The organism is Clostridium sp. C8, assembly GCF_001010885.1.
Lineage (GTDB): Bacteria > Bacillota > Clostridia > Clostridiales > Clostridiaceae > Clostridium > Clostridium sartagoforme.
This window is the reverse complement of record NZ_LBMX01000065.1, coordinates 1-19,531: the sequence shown is the minus strand read 5'-3', so window position 1 is coordinate 19,531 and position 19,531 is coordinate 1. Positions and strand designations below refer to the sequence as shown.

Genomic DNA, 19,531 nt, shown 5'->3' with positions numbered 1-19,531 from the left:
TATAACTTATTTTTAATTTCTACATACATAAAATTTGAATTTTCCTCATCTATTTAAATAGGTGTTTAGCATAATAATCACTTATTATACTTTTATTAAGTCACTCTCAATTGTCAACAAAAACTAAAAGTTTCTTAATATAAATTCCCCCCTTTATTCCTTTCTAATTTAATTTTATCATTTACTCACTCTTCTTCAAGTTAAATGTACTTATATTTGGTAATTATTTTAATACATATATCGACATTGTCCTTAAATTTTATATGTTAACACTTTACATATTATATGTTTTTTTGAAATTATTTTATTATCCAACGTGTTATATTAAAGTTTTTCGTATTATGTTAAGTAAATTATACTTGTTACGTTAAGTAAAATTTTAATCAAATATATTTAATATACTTAATAAAAAATGGATTATATTTTATTTTTAAAATATAATCCATTTTATTTTTAAATTTAATTGTTACTATATTACTTTAAATACTCTTTCTTTTTGTTAAATACAAAGAATATTCCAGCACCTACTATAATTAATCCTATTACTAATGAGTAAATTGGATTATTTCCACCTGTTGCTGGTAAAGAACCTCCATTATCATTTCCATTATTAGAAGCTTTTTCTGCAATTATAAACTTACTAAAGTGAGGAGTCTTAAATGTTACTTCATTTCCATTTATAGTTGTTTCCATTTCTTTAAATGTCTTAGTTTCTTCATCATAATAGAATACTGCTAAATTTCCTTTGTTTAATCCTTTTAAGTCCTCATCACTTAATTTTAATGTTATTGTTGCAACTCCGTCTTTAAAGTTATGAACTTTAACTATATTATCTCCATTCTTAATTAATAGGTTAAGTTCAAATACTTTTTTAACACCTTTAATTCCAGCTGTTATAGTTGCATCTTCCTTAACATTCATTTCAAAGATTATACTTGAGCCTTCTTTTAATAATTCTTTATCTATTAAGCTAAATGGTATTAATATAGTATTCTCTCCATTTTTAATTTCTAAAGATCCATTTCCATTTTTTATAGCTTCTATATCTTTTATTTCAAGCTTAATTTCATTTGATGGATTCTTTATAACTATTTGATTTTTTCCGTTAGGATTTTCTATCTTTTCAACTACATTTTCTACAGGATCAGTATTTCCATTATCTGCTTTTACAGTAACTTCACATGTAGCCTTAAAGTCTCCATCCTTTGTTGTTACTGTTATTGTTGCTTTTCCTTCTCCTACTGCTATTACTTTTCCATTTTCATCAACCTTTGCAACTTTTTCATCACTTGAAGTCCAAGTAACTTCTTTATTTGTTGCGTCTGCTGGTTCAATGCTTGCCTTTAATTCTAAGTTTTCATTTATTTTTAATTCTACAGATATCTTATCTAAGCTTATTCCTGTTGCTCTTATTACTGGCACTTCTTCTGCTGCTACAGTAACCTCACATACCGCCTTAAAGCTTCCATCCTTTGTTGTAACTGTTACTGTTGCTTTTCCTTCTCCTACTGCTGTTACTTTTCCATTTTCATCTACCTTTGCAACTTTTTCATCACTTGTTTCCCAAGTAACATCTTTGTTTGTCGCATCTGCCGGTGAAATACTTGCCTTTAACTCTAGACTTTCATTTATCTTTAATTCTGATGTTGTCTTATCTAAGGTTACTCCTGTCGCCTTCACAGCTTCTGGTTCTGCCGTACAGTTAACCTTCATTGTTATTTCCTTAGTTGCTTGTGAAGCTCTACCATCATCAGTGTACCAAGGTAAATCAATAGTTTCTTGTGTTGGCTTTATACCAAGTTTAAATTCATTAATACCAGATTGTAATTTTATTCCTTCCACATATACATTACCATACTTATCCATAGCGTTAGGATATAATTCATTTATATCTTCACCATTTATTGTAAATTTAACTCCATACGGAACGCTAGCTTTTAAGGTAAATTCTTTATCAGAAGTCTCATATTCAATATCTTCTCCATAAGAAATTCTTGGCATTGAAACCATCATTGGCATATCCACCCAACGTAGTACATAATCATCAACTACCATTGAGTTTCCACCTTGATTCTTAACGGTCAACTTCATATTAGTATCAGTAGAACTATAAGACCAGTTTCCATAATCCTCTGTATCATTTTGAATACGATTATGACTTGTAAATGCTTCTGTAGTCCATGAACCTCTTGTATATTTATATTGAATACTCTTTCCTGCCATCATTTTAAATTTATATTCTACTACATCTCTAGATGTTGCACCACTTGGAACTGTAAGTCTTCCACCTGAAGCATTCCATCCATTTAAATCTCCAGCAATATAAATATCGTCTGTAGCAGGTGTATAATTTGGAATGTGTAATCTTAGTGTTACATCTACCATAACTAATTTTGGAGTAACAGATTTTTCTTCTGAATCAGCTCTATTATAGAACTTATCATAAGCAGCAACTTTATAAGTATAATCTTTATCGTTACTTACTGTAAAATCTACAAATTCTTTAGCAGCTTTATCTACTACAGAAATTTTTACAAATTCATTATTTCCTTCTTTACGATATATTTCAAATCCTTCTACATCTACACCATCTGATGTCCAATCAATTTTTACTCTATTAGATTCCACAACTATATCACTTAATGTAGGTGCATTTGGCGCTGTAGTATCTTCACTATTCATTATAGCTTTCATTGATGCTTCTACTGATTCTACATAATTATCACCAGCATTTGTAGTAGCTTTAGCATAGTACTTATATACACCAGCTTCTGTTGGTTCAAATGATGCATAATAAACCTTTGATCCATCTTCAGCATCTTCTTTATATCTTAGCTTAGTACTATTTGCATTATCCTTTAATGTTCCTTCTTTATAATACATTAACTTAGCTTCAAAGTTTGGAATATCTTTTCCTCTATATTCATTATTATCAGTTAATCCTGGAATATTTACCTTTACAGTTATTTCTTCTGTTTTATTTCCTATTCCAATAGTTAAATCTTTTACTTGCTTAGGTGTGTCAATTGATTCAATAGTATATGATGGAAGTGCAGTTACTGAGTCGCTGAAATCACTTTCTCCTCCATCTTTAACTGCTGTAACATAATAATAATATCTTACACCATCAACAACAGTATTATCTTCAAATCTTGTATTATTTGATGAATCAATCTTTTCAGCCTTTTGTCCTTCAAGATTAGTTCTATAAATATTGTATTTAGCAGCTCCATCAACATCATTCCATGTTAATGTTACTTTTCCTTGTTCTGCATTAGCTTTAAGTCCTTGTACCTTTTCAACATTTACAATATTGTTAGTAGATACCATCATTAATCCTGTTTGAGCTGGAATTGTAATTTGAATTTTTCCATCTTTTACAGTTGATGTTATATTCCCATATAACTTATCTTTTAAACTTAATCCTTCTGGTAAAAATCCTGTTACATCTGCTTCAATAGTTTTTTCTTCAGCTGATTGATTTAATACTAACAATGCTCCCTTTTCAGAATTTCTTCTTGCATAAGCAATTACATTATCACTTGAATATGCAGTTTGAATTTCACCAGTTGCAAATAAATCAAGATTTTCATTTCTTGTTTCTGATGCTTTTTTATAAACATTAAATAACTCTGAATATCTTCCAACTGCTGAATAATCTCCATTATTTTCTGAAACTCTTTCCCATGGGAAACTTCTCCTTGAATCTGGGTCTTTAGTTCCTGTTACGCCTACTTCATCACCATAATAGATAGTTGGAGCACCTGGATATCCCATTTGGAAAATTGCAGTCAATGCTTGAAGCTTTAATGCACTATCTGAAGCTTCTGGAGCAATTTTAGTGTTTTCTTCTTCCCATGTAGGATTGTCTATTTTAGTTATATTTCTAATAGTATCATGAGAATCTACCAAGTTTAGCATAGCTTGCCAAGCTTCCTTTGGATAGTTTTCTCTAATAACTTCTAGTGCATTATTAAAGTTTTCTGCATTACCACTTATTATATAATTTTGAAGAGCAGCTCTAAATTGATAATTCATTACTGAGTCAAATTGGTCTCCTAATAGATAATGAGTTGCAACTCCCCATTCTTCTCCTAATATAACTGGATCATCGATTACATTTCCATTTGCATCTAATTTTCCTGCAGTAGATTTAACAGCTTCTCTAAACTTTTGCCATGTAGCTGTTGATACATCTGGAGCAACGTCTAATCTCCATCCTCTTGCCCCCATCCATATCCATCTTTGAGATGCTGCATATTGAATTTGCTCTTGTGCTTCTTCCTCTGTCATAGCATTTAAATCATATCCAATAACATTTTCTCTATAGTCAACATTATTCCATTCATGATTTCCTGAAATAGCTAATTCATCACCTTCCTGCGGTTCTTTAGCTTCCATTACTGGTAATGAATCATATCCCCACCAGCCTTCATATTTATAATGTTGGTCTTTCTTTTCTAAGCTATTTCCATCTTTGTCCTTTACAATCCATTCATTTTCAACTTTGAACCAGTTTGTAAATTCAAAGTCTTCTGGATAAGAGTAGTTTTTACCTGTTACAGGATTTTTAAGATTTTCAAATTCTTTTATGACTTCTTTTTCTGCTTCATCTTGAGATTTTCCAGTATTTACTTTATCATATACTTTTCTCCAATATTCATAAGCACCAATTTCTGGATACTTTTCATATCTATCAAAGTATATAGAGTCATCACCAACATGGTTAAATACTCCATCTGCTATTAGTTTAATTCCTGTTTCTTCTGATGCCTTTGCAAAAGCTTGATATATTCTATCTGATGCAGCCCTTGTAGCTTCATAATTTAATCCTGAGGTAGAATCTCCTGCTAAGTTGTAAACAGGTTTACCAAACATTGGATCTAAAGATTTATAGTCAGTTGCATCATATTTGTGGTTAGATGCTGCCCATGCTACTGGATTTAAATAAATAACGCTTACACCTATAGATTTTAAATAATCTAACTTTTGTTCTATTCCTTGAATATCTCCACCATAAAACTCATTTGTCCAAATATTATCTGTTTCTGAATTAGGATAATATGGCTTATTTTCTGGAGTACTATGCCTTGGATTTTCTGGATAATCAGTCCACTCACCCCATACTTGTGATTGTGAAGGTTCACCATTAACTCCACCATCAAAATATTGAAGTTTATATGGTTTAATTTCTCCATTTTCTAAAGTATATCCTCTATATCCATCTATTAACTTTGCTCTGTTGTTGTCTTCATTTCCGTCAAAGAATCTATCTGGAAATATTTGATATACTATAGAATTTTTCATCCAATCAGGAGTTTTATAATCCTTAGCATATACTGTTAAATTATAAGGTAATGCTCCTTCTTCTGCAGTAGTGCCACTTCCACCACTTAAATTATCATCACCATATTCAACCTTAGTTTTACCATCAACTAGTATAAATTTATAACCCCATATTCCAATACCTTTAAACTCTGTTTTTGGTATTATTGCTTCATAATAATCTGTTTCTCCTATTGTAGTTGCTTTTCTCATATCATAGCTTTTTGCTATTCCACTTCCATCAATAAGTTCAACTTTTGCAACTTGAACATCATCTTTAGCAACTCCAATTCTTAATGTTAAATCTTCTGTTTCTTCTTTTATTGCACCAAATGGTTTTTTATATGTTATACTTCTTGAATCAAATTTTATTGCTGATTTATTTATAAGTCCATCAAAATTTCCTTCTGTTGGCTTATAGTTATGAGTTAATATCTTATCCCCTTTGTAATTAATTCCAAAGGTAACATCTGCTTGATCTAAAACATTAACTACTAAATTTCCTTCTTGTGAACCATAGTTTTCATTATCCCAACTTGCTCCAAATACCACCTTAGCTTCAAACTTTCCTACTGGTAAATTCCTTTGTAGCTTGTACACACTTCCATCAAAGTTATAATCAACAAACATTTGCTTAGCATTTGCAGGAGCCCAAGTTCCTTCACCAAATACTTCTTGAATGTCCCCAACTAATCTTGGCCATTTATCTGCACTTAATTCTGGAACATATTGAGTTAATCCGTTAACTCCAGCAATATTTATTCTAATCTGATTTAATTCTTCATTAACATAAAAATTAACCTTAGTTTTTTCAGTTAAATTTAAAATAAAATTATCGCCATTGTTACTAAATCCATCCCATGTTCCATTCTTTACAATTTTAAATTGATGTTCACCAGCTGGTAAAACTGTTGAATATTCATAAAAATCGTCAACTAAATGTTTTAATTGAGTTTCTGAATTGTTTGGATTCCATCCTTGGAAAGAACCTGCAACATACCATTTACTTTTTCCTCCAGGTTGATTAACAAGTTCATCTGCAACTACTCCACCCTCTTCTGGAGTTTCTTCAACTAATGCTGGTTTAACATAGTAAGTTTTATTATCATCTTGCTTATAATAAACTTCTAGATTACCATTGCAATCTAAGTATGCTAAGTCTACTATTCTTTCAAAACTATCTTCCTTTTCCCAATTTCCATATTTCCCTTTAGTACCTATTGTCTTTGTAGTACTTTTAATATCAGTATAAGAAATTGTTGTTTCTGCTCCAAATTCATTTTGATTATTAAAAATCCCCTCTACCCCTATAGAACCTCCTATGATCCAGTTCCATAAAGACCATCCTTCGTAATCCTTATTAGGTCTATTATAGTTTACTTTGATACTAATATTATCAAAATCCTTATATAAAGGTTCATATTTTATACTTTTTTCCTTAGGATTGTCCTTATCAATCTTATCAGCTGTAATTACAATTTCAGCTTCTCCTTTAGATAAGTCATATTTAACTTCTCCTGTTGCCTTTGTTTCCCATTCACCTTTTTTTACTATTAGTCCAAGTTCTCCAGATGCAGGTACATCAATTACTGCATATACACCTTTTTCATCCTCATGTGTAAAATCAATTGCTTTACCATCATTACTTGGCCACCAAGTCCAAATATTCCATCCAGAATAGTCACTATCTTCTTTAAAGAATCTAACTTTAACTTTTTGATTCCCAGTAGTTTCTGCTTTAACTACATTATTAGGCACAGGTATTAATGTTAAACAAAATAGTATAAGTGTAAAGATACTTAGCTTAGCTTTGTGTTTTAAAACACTTTTTACCCTCATAAAAATCCTCCTTTTTATATTAAATTATCAAAGATCTCTTCGGAAACGTTTCCATTTTAAAGTTTATACATTTACTTATATAATTCTATTATGGAAATCATTTCTTATTCCAATTGTAATTCATTAATTTAAAACTTTCCATATATTTTGAATTTTTTGTATATTAGTACAAACTATTTTATCTTTGTACACTAAAAATATTTATTGACAACAATTTATCTCATTGCTAAAATAATATAGTTAGTATAGTTTAACTTAAAGTTTACTATTACTAAACTTTTAATGTTTTTTTAGGAGGTTTCATGAGTGAAGCATTTTTGCTAATTAAATATCTATCTATCGGATGGAATTAAATTTATAATTTTGGAGGGATTTTTATGAAAATTGAACAACTTGGAAGACATATTTTAGTGGAATACTACAACTGTGATAAAGAGATTTTAAAGGATAATGCTATTATAGAGGAGCATATGAAAGAAGCTGCTATTGCTTCAAATGCTACAATAGTTACTAGTTGTTTCCACAAATTTAATCCCTGGGGAGTAAGCGGTGCCGTTATAATCCAGGAATCTCATCTTACAATTCATACATGGCCTGAATATGGTTATGCGTCAGTAGATCTATTTACTTGTGGTGATACTGTTAATCCTTGGCTTGCATTTAAATATCTTGAAGATGCACTAAAGGCTGATAGAAGTGAATCTACCGAAGTAGCCAGGGGTCTAGTTGATAAGGTTAAAGCCTTTTCTAATGGGGCATATGATGATATTCAAGTAAAACATAAAATGGAGGGTTAAGATATGGATATGGATATGGAATTATGGTACACTGAAAACCAAACAAAAAATGTAAATTTTTCTATGAAAGTTAAAAACCATTTGTACTCTGAGCAAAGTCCATTTCAAAAGATTGATGTTTTAGATACTTATGAATTTGGAAGAGTTCTTGTAATTGATAACTGGACAATGGTTACTGAAAAAGATGAGTTTATTTATCATGAAATGATTACTCATGTAGCTATGGCTACTAATAATAGTATAAAAAATGTGTTAGTTATTGGTGCTGGTGATGGTGGTACAGTTAGAGAATTGACACGCTATGAAAATATTAAAAATATTGATATGGTTGAAATAGATGAAGCTGTTGTCAAAGCTTCTAGGGAATTTCTACCTTTTACTGCATCTAAATTAGATGATAAAAGAGTTAATTTATTCTTTGAAGATGGAATTAAATTTGTTAAAGGCAAAGAAAACTTATACGATTTAATTATAGTAGATTCTACTGATCCAATAGGACCTGGTGAAGGATTATTTACTACTGAGTTTTATAAAGATTGTTTTTCTGCATTAACTGAAAATGGAATCTTAATAAATCAATGTGAAAGCCCTTATTATCCTCATAATGCAAAAGAAATGAAGAGGTCCTTTAATAAACTAAAGGGAATATTTAACATTTGTGAAGCTTATCAATATCATATGCCTACTTATGCTTCAGGTCATTGGATGTTCTGTTTTGCTTCAAAAAAAATACATCCTTTAAAAGATTTCAATGCTGATAGCTGGAATTCTTTAAATTTATCAACTAAGTATTATAATACTGACTTACATATAGGAGCATTCATGCTTCCGAATTATGTTAAAGAGTTATTGAATGATTAGTTAATATAAAAGCTTGTGTATTCTCCAATACATAAGCTTTTATTATTTATATAATATTATTATATTATTTCACATTAGCCATAATTAAATCTATATTATAATAATATAGAAATGATTATAGAGGATTAATATGTATATAAAATCTACTAACTTGCAAAACAAAGAGCTTTCATTAACTGTCTATAATAATACAGCACTGGTTAGTGAAACAAGAGAAGTTTTAAAGCCTAAAGCTGATTCTAATGCTTATGTCACCATTGAATATCTTGACATAAGTAAGTTTATAAATGAAACATCTGTCATAGTATTAGGTGTGGATGACTTTGCAATGATTTTTAACTATCTTTGCTGTAATACTAAAAATTCTAACTTGGTACCTTGTGATAATTGTGAAAATTTAATTCCTAATTCAATTTTAATTAAAGGCACAGATAAAAAACTAGATAATATTAAATTAAGTTATCTTACTGATAATATAAGATGGTCTAGCAGTTATGTAATAATTCTACAAGAAGAAACTCTGGAAATTCACTGTTGGTTTAATCTTGTAAATAAATCTGGAATAGATTATAACAATACAACATTAAAAGTTATTGCTGGAGATGTTAATTTAGCTTATAAAAACTTATATTTAATTAATACCCCTATTCAGTCTACTACTCTAGAAAGTACGATAGTTGATAGTGGAATTATTGATTACTATATTTATACTATTCCTGGCAAATATTCTTTTCTTAATAATACAATAAAACGTATAAAGAATTTCTTTAGAGGAGGAATTAAATATACTAAACTTTATGATTTTGGATATGACTCTATAAATGCTAACATAGTAATTAAATTTCAAAATACAACTGAAAATAATTTAGGAATTCCACTTCCATCCGGCAGTATAAACTCATATACTAAATATGGTGAAAATTTAGAGTTTGTTGGTGGTAGTTCTATAAAAGGTATTGCAAAAGATAGAGAAGTTTCTTTTGTAATGGGAAAAGCCTTTGATGTTACCTCTCAGAGAAATTTAATTAATTTTCAAAAATACAAAGATTATATGTTTAAGCAAGTTCTTTATATAATAACTAATACAAAAGATGAAGAAATTACTATAAAAATATGTGAACCAATTTTTGCTCCTTGGGAAATAGATTATTCTACTGATAAGTATGATATTGATGCAAATGGTAATCTATGTTTTCAGACAACTATAGGTCCTAACTCTAAAAAAGATATACTTTTTAATTATAAATATGATGTCAAATCTACTTAAAATATAAGGTACTATAGCTTTAATTTTCTATAGTACCTTGTATACATTTATTTCTTTATTTTAAATATATCTATTGAGATATTTAAATTATTTGAACTTTCCATAGCCCTATTTGTATTGAGCATAGTTTCATCTGATTTATTGCTTGCATCAACGATTTTATTAGATATATTAGTTATTCCGTTACTTCCCTCTATTGTTGCTTTAGATACTCCATCCATAATATCTGATATTTCTTTTATTGATATTAATAAATCACTAGAAATTTTATTAAATTCACGTACAATACTGTCTATTAATTCCCCATCATTTCTGTAAGTTTCTGTAACTGTTATCATATTTGAAAATTCTTTTTGTAAATCCTCATCCATAAATTTAATCAAATTATTAGAGCCATTAATAAGACTGTTAACTGCACTTGATATATCGTTTCCTGTTTCTTTTATCTTTATTACAGACTCCTTAGAAGCTTCTGCTAGCTTTCTTATTTCTTCGGCTACAACTGAAAATCCCCTCCCGGCTTCACCAGCTCTTGCAGCTTCTATAGATGCATTTAAAGCTAAAAGATTCGTTTGCTCTGTAATTTCTATTATTATTTCAGATAATTCATAAATCTTGTTAATTACCTTAGTTTTATCTATTGCATCCTTTAATGACACTTTAGAGTTGTATAAAATATTATTTGTATTTTCTAATCCTAAGCTAACAGAACTTTTATTACCTAACGCCCTCTTACTTATTTCACTTGCTATCTCCGCTCCTTCATTTGCCTTACTAGCAATTGATTCTATGGATAATTCAATATTCTTAATTGAATGATCGATTTCCTGTGTTGATGCAGAGGTTTCTTCCATTACTGCTGTTATTTCTTCTGAAGTTGCTGCAATATTTTCCAATGAATCATTTAGATTATTCATATTATCACTTATGCTTATTATAGAAACTTCTGTATTCTTCGATTGTACTTTAACATTTTTTATCAAATTACTTAAAGAATCTTGTATCGTTCCTATATATTTTAAGATAACTCCAAGTTCATCTTTTCTATTTGAAATTTTCTTATCAATTCCTCTTGAAAAATCACCTTTTGAGATTTCTTCCATCTCTTTTACTGCTAATTTTAATGGTTTGATAATATTTTGGGTTATAATAGCAGCAGCTATTATTCCAATAAAAAATACTGCTATAATACTAGTAATTAGTAATGATATTAATTTATCTACAGCTTGTTTATTTTCTGTTTTTATATTTTCAGCTAAGGTGTTCGTATAATTTGAAAGTTTATTTAATTCATATCTAAAACCTTCACCTAAGTTTATTTCTATTTCTTCTAATTTCTTCTTGGCTTCACTTTCATTTCCAGATAAAGCTAAATCAATAACTTTTTTTTGTTCTGCTCTGTATGAGTTTAATTTAGTTTCTAATCCTATTATTGCTTTGCTTGTATTTTCATCAATATATATATTTTTATAATTGCTAAAACTTTCATTAAATTTTTCTTCATTATTCATTATTTTCTCATGTTCTTCTTTTTGATATTCTTTATTCTCACTATTTAGAATCATTTTATAAATACTTGCTTCAATACTTCTTTCTTCATTTATACTATTATTTAGATTTAATACGGATAAAAAGTTCTCATTATACATTTTTTGCATTCTTTCATCAGCCTTATTAATTTGAAATATACCAATTCCACCAATAACAAGCATCATTAATGTCAAGGTAGTAGTTAATATAAATATTTTTACTCTGACCTTTAAATTTTTAATCATATATCCACCTCGCTAACATTTTTGTATTACAATTTAATTATCCAATAATTTATATTTTTAGTCAAAATATAAATTATATATTGTCAAAACTTTATAATAATTGTCAATATACTATATGAAAAAGTTAACATTTATCAATTTGATTTTTATTTATTTTTTACAAATTAATATAATCTTAAATATATTCAATCACCTATACTATTATAAATTTATAATAGTATAAACAAACGGAGGTATAAAAAATAGCTCCGTTTATTTACTGTAAAAATATTATATTTCTATTATACTTCTACTCTCTATGCTTTTAGGTATATCTATAACTCTTTGATTACTTGAGCCTCTATACTTTAAAGATATATTTCTTTTATTTATTTCAAATCTACCATCAACTAATACATCTACAAAAGATAACATAGCCATTCTGTCTTCATTTTTTAATATATCTTCATATAAATATCCAGACCATAACCAAATATCTTTTTTAGTTTCATCTTTTATTCTCTTTAATAAATTATATAAATCCTTATCTTTTATTTGATCCATGGGCTCTCCTCCTAAAATATTAACTCCATTTATATTAGTATTTTTAACATACTCTATAAACTTGTCTTCTATTTCCTTAGTCCATTTATCACCATAATTAAAGTTTTGTAAATCCTTATTAAAGCATCCTTCACAATTATTAGTACATCCACTTACAAATAATGTTGTTCTTACTCCAGGTCCATTACTAACATCAAATTTTCTTATTTTAGCATAATTCATCTATAAAACCTTCTACTAGTATTTTTTTAATATAAGACATTATTTATGTCTTATCTAATATATTTACAAACATAATAAATGTTTGTAAAACTCTTCTATTATAAATGTAAAACTCTATCTCCTATTTCTGCAGTTCTCCCTTTATTCCAAAAATTTGTTCCTATATATCCACAAGTCCTTCTCATAACTTGCATCTCTGATTCATCCCTATTCCCACAGGATGGGCAAACCCATTCTAAGTTTTCATCCAACTTAATTTCTCCTGTATATCCACATTTATAACATATATCTGGCTTTGTATTTATTTCTGCATATTGTATATTGTGATATATAAAATTAATTACTTGCTCAACAGCTTCTAAGTTTTTACTCATATCAGGAACCTCAATATAAGAAATACATCCGCCTAAACTTATGTTATGAAACTGAGATTCAAATTTAAGTTTACTAAATGCATCTATTTCTTCACATACATGTACATGATATGAATTGGTATAATATAACCTATCTGTAACATTTGGTATAATTCCAAATTTACTTTTATCTATTCTACAAAATCTATATATTAGATTTTCTGCTGGAGTACCATATAAACTAAATCCCAATCCAGTTTCTTCTCTCCACTTTTTGCAAGAATCATTCATATGATTCATTACTTCTAATGCAAACTTTTCACCTTCTTCGCTTGTATGGCTTGCACCTAACATAGCTTGAACCATTTCATATATACCAACATATCCTAAAGATAATGTAGAATATCCATTTTTAAGTAGCTTATCTATTTTTTCTCCCTTTTCTAATCTTCCAATTGCTCCATGCTGCCAGTGGATAGGAGAAACATCTGATAATGTTCCAAGAAGCATATCATGTCTTGTTAAAAGTGCTTCTTTGCAAAGTTCTAACCTTTGGTTTAACATATCCCAAAATAATTCCATATCTCCATCTGCTATTATTCCAATCTGTGGGAGATTAAGTGAAACCACTCCTTGGTTAAATCTTCCATACCATTTATACTCATTATCTTCGGTTTTAAATGTACTTAAGTGAGAACGGCAGCCCATTGGTGGAAATGTATTTCCCTCGTAATTTTGTCTCATTATCTTAGCTGATTGATAGTCTGGGACAAGTCTTTTTGCTGTACACTTTGCTGCTAATTTAGTTATATAATCATATTTTCCACCTTCTAGACAATTATGTTCATCTAAAAGATATACTAATTTAGGAAAGGCTTCTCCTATTTCTTGTCCTTTATAATTTTTCATTCCTTCTAACCTTTGTTTTATCATTTCCTCACAAATTAAAGCCATCTCTTCTTCATATTCATTTCCAACTTCAATTTCTAAATAAATGGTAGAAAATGGTGACTGACCATTAGTAGTTTGTAGGGTTGATAATTGATACCTAATAGTCTGTACCCCATCTTTTAATTCCTTATGTTTCATATCTTTAGCTAATTCCCTTGCCAAAGCTTCATCATTACATTTTTCTATAAAAATATTATAATATTTTTCTTCTGTTATTTTTAAAAACTTAGCTAAATGCTTTATTGTTATGCTTTGTCCGCCATATTGATTACTTGCCACTTGCGCCATAATTTGTGTTGTTACAGTACATGCTGTACTAAAAGATTTTGGTGATTCTACAAGTTTGTCATTTATAACTGTTCCATTGTTCAGCATATCTTCTAAATTAATTAAACAACAATTAAAAATATTTGAAAGAGTGTAATCCATATCGTGCCAATGTATCGTCCCCTCATCATGAGCCTGAACTATATGAGTTGGAATAAGTCTTCGTCTTGATATATCCTTTGATACTTCTCCTGCAATTAAATCTCTTTGTGTTGCAGCTATAACTGAATTCTTATTTGAATTTTCTTTTATAACATCTTCATTAGTTTTATTTAGAAGACTTAAAATACTTTCATCTGTTGTATTAGTATTTCTCTTAAATTCTTGAACTGCTCTATATCCCTCATAAGATTTAGCCGTCACAACTTGTCCATAGTGAACAAGCCTATCATATACATAGGATTCTATTTTATGTATTGTTGGAGTATCACTTTGCTTACTAAAATATTTTTCTGCATCATTTGCTATAAGCTTTGCTATATCAGCTAAATAAATTCCACTACCATTTTTCATAGCTTTAGAAATTGCAGCCCTTATTTTTTTCTTATCAAAATTAGCTACATTTCCATCTCGTTTAATAACCTTCATTTAATACATCGACTCTCCTTAAAAGTTTTAAAACTCTATTATTTTTCTTAATAAACTGATTTTTTAATTATACTATAAATTTCTTTTAATTGCATTTTTACAAATTCTCATTTTTTTAAACAATCCTCTCCAAATTACACTTATCTTAATTTACTTTTGTTTTATACCTATAGTTATTATTTTTAAAGCTATGTTAATTTAATCTTTTAATTATTAAAATAACATAGCTTTAATTTTTATATTTTACTATCTATTATATTTATAAGCTCTTCTGTTTCAGCATTTATTGGAACTCCATCATACCAATTACCTTCATTTATATTTGAGGAGTTTCCAAAATACTTACTTTTTAATATAATTTCAGGCCTATATTCAAAATGTAATATATCGAAATGTTCCCATTTCCCACCCCAAATGAATCCATTATCTTCAAATATCTTTACTAGCTCTTTAGGATATTCTTCAATTCTTTTACTTCCCTTTGACTTATCAACCCATTTCCAATAATCTGAGTTATTTCTATTTAAATCTATTGCTATTGCATATGCATGAGGACTAAGCCTTCCTGTATCTTGAATTACCCTATAATTATAGCCTCCACTTATAGGAAAAATAAAATTATTTATTTTATTTTTATTATTTGCTAATTCCTTTGCTTCATTCAATGCTTTTTTTAAGGCTTCACCAGCTCTCGCGTTCTTATTAAAAGTAATATTTCCGCATAAGGTTGAAATACTAGATAGATTTTTCTCAACTTCTTTCCTATTACCTCCATAAAGTCCATTAAGCAAAGAATAACATCTGCTTCTTCCTGGATCAATGCCTTCCAAAACCTTGTCTATACTTTCTAGAGGATATATCTCTTCTAATGTATCTTGAACATCTGAGTTAGATACTTTAGAATCTCTATTTTTTTCTTTTTTATCATCATATAATATTTTGCTATTATTATTTAAAATTAAGTATATGTAATTGTCTTTTGAGATTTCTATTTCTTTTATCTCCTCTTTATATGCTAGCATCAATACTAATAAATCTCTTTTTGTATTATTTATATATGTATCATCTTCTATAATGAATCCATAGGTATTGTAAGCTAATAAATTCAAAGATAATAGAGTTATAAAAAATGTAGTAATTAAAAATTTTTTCATAGATTCACCTACTTTTTATTTTATAGTTTTATTATTCCAAAGTTTTTTTTTGATACTCTAAATTTTTTTTATTTTTCATTTGAGATTTTATGAATTTATTGTTAATATATAGTAAATACTTTTATAAGGGGGCTATATATGAATACAATAGTTACAAAATTTGGGGGAAGTTCTTTAGCTGATGCTAATCAATTTAGGAAGGTTAGAGAAATTATTTTATCTGATGATAGAAGAAAATTTGTAATACCTTCTGCACCAGGAAAAAGAAACTCTAAAGATTTCAAAATTACCGATCTTTTATATCTTTGTCATGCTCACATCGAATCTGGTATTCCATTAGATGATGTATTTAACCTTATATCTAACAGATATAAAGCTATAGTTTGTGAGCTTGAAATATCTCTAGATATAGATAATTATTTACAAAAAATCAAAAATGACATCGAAAATGGAGCGTCCAAAGAATATGCTGCAAGTAGGGGGGAGTATCTAAATGGTATTATTCTTGCAACTTATTTAAATTTTAAATTTATTGATGCTAAAGATGTAATTATATTCAATAAATATGGAAGTTTAGATACTGATGCTACATATAAAGCTTTAAACAGCGTTCTTTCTAAAAGTGAAAAATCTGTTATCCCAGGGTTTTATGGATCAGATTCTAATGCCAATATAGTTACATTTTCAAGAGGCGGATCTGATGTTACTGGTGCATTGATTGCTGCTAGTATAAACGCTGACTTATATGAAAACTGGACTGATGTATCAGGCTTCTTAATGGCTGATCCTAGGATAGTTAAAAATCCAATGCAAATAAAAAAAATCACTTATCGTGAGTTAAGAGAACTTTCTTATATGGGAGCATCTGTTTTGCATGAAGAATCAGTTTTTCCTGTAAGAAATGCGGGAATACCCATTAATATTAAAAATACAAATATGCCACTTGACCCAGGAACTTTAATCGTTAAAGACATGGAACCAGATTATGATAATCCTATAAAAGGAATAGCCGGTAAAAAAGACTTTACTGTAATTTCAATTGAAAAAGCAATGATGAATACAGAACTTGGATTTTGTAGAAAGGTTCTCTCTATTCTAGAGCAAAACTGTATTTCATTTGAAAACATGCCATCTGGTATAGATACTGTATGTGTAGTTATATCTGATTCTCAATTAAAAAATAAAACTGATATTTTAGTTGATGAAATAAGAAGAACTTGTACTCCTGATTCTATAGTTGTTCATCCCAATATGGCACTTATTGCAACAGTTGGTAATGGTATGTCCTCTAATAAAGGAATTGCAGCTAAAATTTTCTCTGCCTTAAGCTCTAACAATATTAATATTAGAATGATTGATCAAGGTTCAAGTGAAATTAATATATTAATCGGTATAGAAAATGATGATTTTGAAAAAGGTATAAACGCTATTTATAATTCATTTAACTAAATATAAGAATATAGGCAATATAATAATTATTATATTGCCTATATTCTTATAACATTATTTTTAATTGGTAGATATTATGTCTATTTCTAATCCATCTTTTTCTGGCGTTATATCAAGCTTTAGCTTTCCTTTAGCTTCCTTTGCCACAATTTTAATTCTATTATTCCCCTTTTTTACTTTATAAACCTCAGTTCCTTCCTGTGATTGTTCTAGAATATTTGTTATATTATTATTTGGATCTATTAAAACCACTTTAAAAGTCCCTAATTCTATATCAGAACTAAAATTTATAGATATCATGGCATCATTTTCAGAAATAATACTCCAAATAGTATCCATTCCAGTAAACTTAAAACAAATATTTGTTTTTCCATTTTCATTTGTTCCATTTTTATATATGTAAGAAAAATTATCATTAGCTGCTGATATTTTAGAATTATTGTTATAGATATTCTTTTTATTATGTCCAAAGCAAAACTTTTCTAGTGATTTATTTAAAGTTATGATTGCTCCTTCTATTATAATTATTGGAATAATAATATAAATCATTTTTCTAAATCTCATTTTTCATCTTCTCCATTTTTAAATTACGTGACACATTATACCATATAATTACATTTTATGTATATATTATAAGAAAAAAAAGTAATAAATTTATTTTATAAACAAAATAAATTTATTACTTTCTAAAATTTTTTATTCTTTTCTTGTAAGTTTCAATATTACATCTTTATGCTCTGGATATAAATTTAAAAGATATGTTCTTTCAAATAACTCAAACTCTTCATACTCAAATGCTGGAGCAACCATACATCCAACTAAAGAAAATCCTTCATTATTCATAGCTGATCCAAATATATAACCCTTAGGTACTAAAACCTGTGGAACTTCTCCATCTTCTATATTTATACCAAGTTGCTTTGTTATAAGATTTCCATCTGGACTTATCATATAGATAGTAAGTGCTTCCCCATCATGATAATACCATAACTCATCAGATTTTAACCTGTGAAAATTCGATACTTCGCCTGTTCTTAAAAGAAAATATATACTACTCCATAGATTTTTATTTTCTTTTACCTTATCTCCTGATAAAAATGACTCTTTAAAGTAACCTCCTTCTACATGTGGTATCATTTCTAGATTTTTTATGTAATATTCTGCGTTTTTCATAATTTATACCTCCCTTTATTTATAAACATTATATACTAAATTTTCTAAATCAAAAACTCTTGAAAGAAAACTTTACCATTATTTAATGACTATACTTTTAGCTCTTACAAAATCTTTAGGTGCTAAGTTTGTGTACTTTTTAAATACTACACAAAAATGTTTATAATCTCCGAATCCAACCATTTCTGCTATTTCATATACTCTAAATCTATCTTTTTCTTTTATCATTATTTCTACAGCTTTTTGTACTCTGTATTTATTAAGCATATCTAAAAATGTATATGTTGTTTCATTTTTGAATTTTCTACTTAAATAACTTGGACTAATTCCAAGTTCTTCTGCTAAACTCTCAATACTTAATTTTTCATTATATCCATCTTTTATCTTGTTTATTGCATATTTTACATAAGTATTTATGTCTTTAGAATCTATATAAATCTTAAGATTAGTAAAATCTATTTCTTCCTTATTGCTTGTACACATTTTCATTCTCTCGTAAAACTTTATTTCATCTATCTTCTTTCTTATTTGTGAAATTAATTTAAACAATTCTTCTTCATCTATAGGTTTTAAAATATAATCACTTACTCCCATAGATATAGCTTTTTTAGCATATTCGAATTCTCCATAACTTGTCAGTATAATGCTCTCAAAACCATTAAGTTTTTTAGCTAAACTAAGCATTTCTAAGCCATCCATTTTAGGCATTCTAATATCTGTAATAACAAGATCTGGTTTATATTCATTTATTAACCTAAGACCATCTTCTCCATCTTCACCTTCTGCAATAACTGTAAATCCCATAGATAACCAATCTATAGTATGTACTAGCCCTTTTCTTATTATCTCTTCATCTTCAACGATAATAAGCTTATACATTTTTCATTCCCCCTTGTATGATGTAGTT

General features: G+C 28.3%; 12 protein-coding genes. 4 read left to right on the top strand and 8 right to left on the bottom strand.

What is annotated here, in order from left to right; translation table 11 throughout:
- Nucleotides 1-474 precede the first annotated feature (474 nt).
- Nucleotides 475-7,164 (bottom strand): alpha-amylase family glycosyl hydrolase, encoded by a 6,690-nt coding sequence (locus AAT22_RS10295; RefSeq protein WP_047001140.1) that lies wholly within the window; start codon nt 7,162-7,164, stop codon nt 475-477.
- Nucleotides 7,165-7,541: 377 nt separating this feature from the next.
- Between AAT22_RS10295 and speD the strand changes: the two genes are divergently transcribed.
- The 3 genes from speD (at nt 7,542) to AAT22_RS10280 (ending at nt 10,089) form a co-directional block, all read left to right on the top strand.
- A complete protein-coding gene (speD, locus tag AAT22_RS10290; protein WP_047001139.1) occupies nt 7,542-7,961 on the top strand; it encodes an adenosylmethionine decarboxylase in 420 nt (139 codons plus the stop codon).
- Nucleotides 7,962-7,976: 15 nt separating this feature from the next.
- Complete coding sequence (speE, locus tag AAT22_RS10285) at nt 7,977-8,822, top strand: polyamine aminopropyltransferase (protein ID WP_047001158.1); 846 nt, start codon at nt 7,977-7,979, stop codon at nt 8,820-8,822.
- Nucleotides 8,823-8,952: 130 nt separating this feature from the next.
- On the top strand, nt 8,953-10,089 hold the full coding sequence (locus AAT22_RS10280; protein ID WP_047001138.1) for a hypothetical protein: 1,137 nt from the start codon (nt 8,953-8,955) through the stop codon (nt 10,087-10,089).
- Between the two features lie 47 nt (nt 10,090-10,136).
- Here AAT22_RS10280 and AAT22_RS10275 read toward each other — a convergent pair whose 3' ends face one another.
- From AAT22_RS10275 to AAT22_RS10260, 4 genes are all read right to left on the bottom strand, one after another.
- On the bottom strand, nt 10,137-11,864 hold the full coding sequence (locus AAT22_RS10275; protein ID WP_047001137.1) for a methyl-accepting chemotaxis protein: 1,728 nt from the start codon (nt 11,862-11,864) through the stop codon (nt 10,137-10,139).
- Between the two features lie 270 nt (nt 11,865-12,134).
- The gene (gene nrdG / locus AAT22_RS10270; protein ID WP_047001136.1) at nt 12,135-12,629 is read right to left on the bottom strand and encodes an anaerobic ribonucleoside-triphosphate reductase activating protein; all 495 of its coding nucleotides are present in this window, start codon (nt 12,627-12,629) and stop codon (nt 12,135-12,137) included.
- 98 nt (nt 12,630-12,727) lie between these two features.
- Complete coding sequence (gene nrdD / locus AAT22_RS10265) at nt 12,728-14,848, bottom strand: anaerobic ribonucleoside-triphosphate reductase (RefSeq protein WP_047001135.1); 2,121 nt, start codon at nt 14,846-14,848, stop codon at nt 12,728-12,730.
- Between the two features lie 236 nt (nt 14,849-15,084).
- The gene (locus AAT22_RS10260; protein WP_047001134.1) at nt 15,085-16,002 is read right to left on the bottom strand and encodes a M15 family metallopeptidase; all 918 of its coding nucleotides are present in this window, start codon (nt 16,000-16,002) and stop codon (nt 15,085-15,087) included.
- Between the two features lie 138 nt (nt 16,003-16,140).
- Between AAT22_RS10260 and AAT22_RS10255 the strand changes: the two genes are divergently transcribed.
- Nucleotides 16,141-17,451 carry an aspartate kinase gene (locus AAT22_RS10255; protein WP_016207258.1) on the top strand — a complete coding sequence of 437 codons (1,311 nt, stop codon included), beginning with the start codon at nt 16,141-16,143 and terminating at the stop codon, nt 17,449-17,451.
- A 60-nt stretch (nt 17,452-17,511) separates the two neighbouring features.
- On the opposite strand, the gene AAT22_RS10250 is transcribed toward AAT22_RS10255, so the two are convergent.
- From AAT22_RS10250 to AAT22_RS10240, 3 genes are all read right to left on the bottom strand, one after another.
- Nucleotides 17,512-18,015: a hypothetical protein gene (locus tag AAT22_RS10250; RefSeq protein ID WP_047001133.1), complete on the bottom strand. Its 504-nt coding sequence runs from the start codon at nt 18,013-18,015 to the stop codon at nt 17,512-17,514.
- A gap of 132 nt (nt 18,016-18,147) precedes the next feature.
- On the bottom strand, nt 18,148-18,627 hold the full coding sequence (locus AAT22_RS10245; RefSeq protein WP_172655014.1) for a cupin domain-containing protein: 480 nt from the start codon (nt 18,625-18,627) through the stop codon (nt 18,148-18,150).
- A 75-nt stretch (nt 18,628-18,702) separates the two neighbouring features.
- Nucleotides 18,703-19,503 (bottom strand): response regulator, encoded by an 801-nt coding sequence (locus tag AAT22_RS10240; RefSeq protein ID WP_016207261.1) that lies wholly within the window; start codon nt 19,501-19,503, stop codon nt 18,703-18,705.
- Nucleotides 19,504-19,531: the final 28 nt, after the last annotated feature.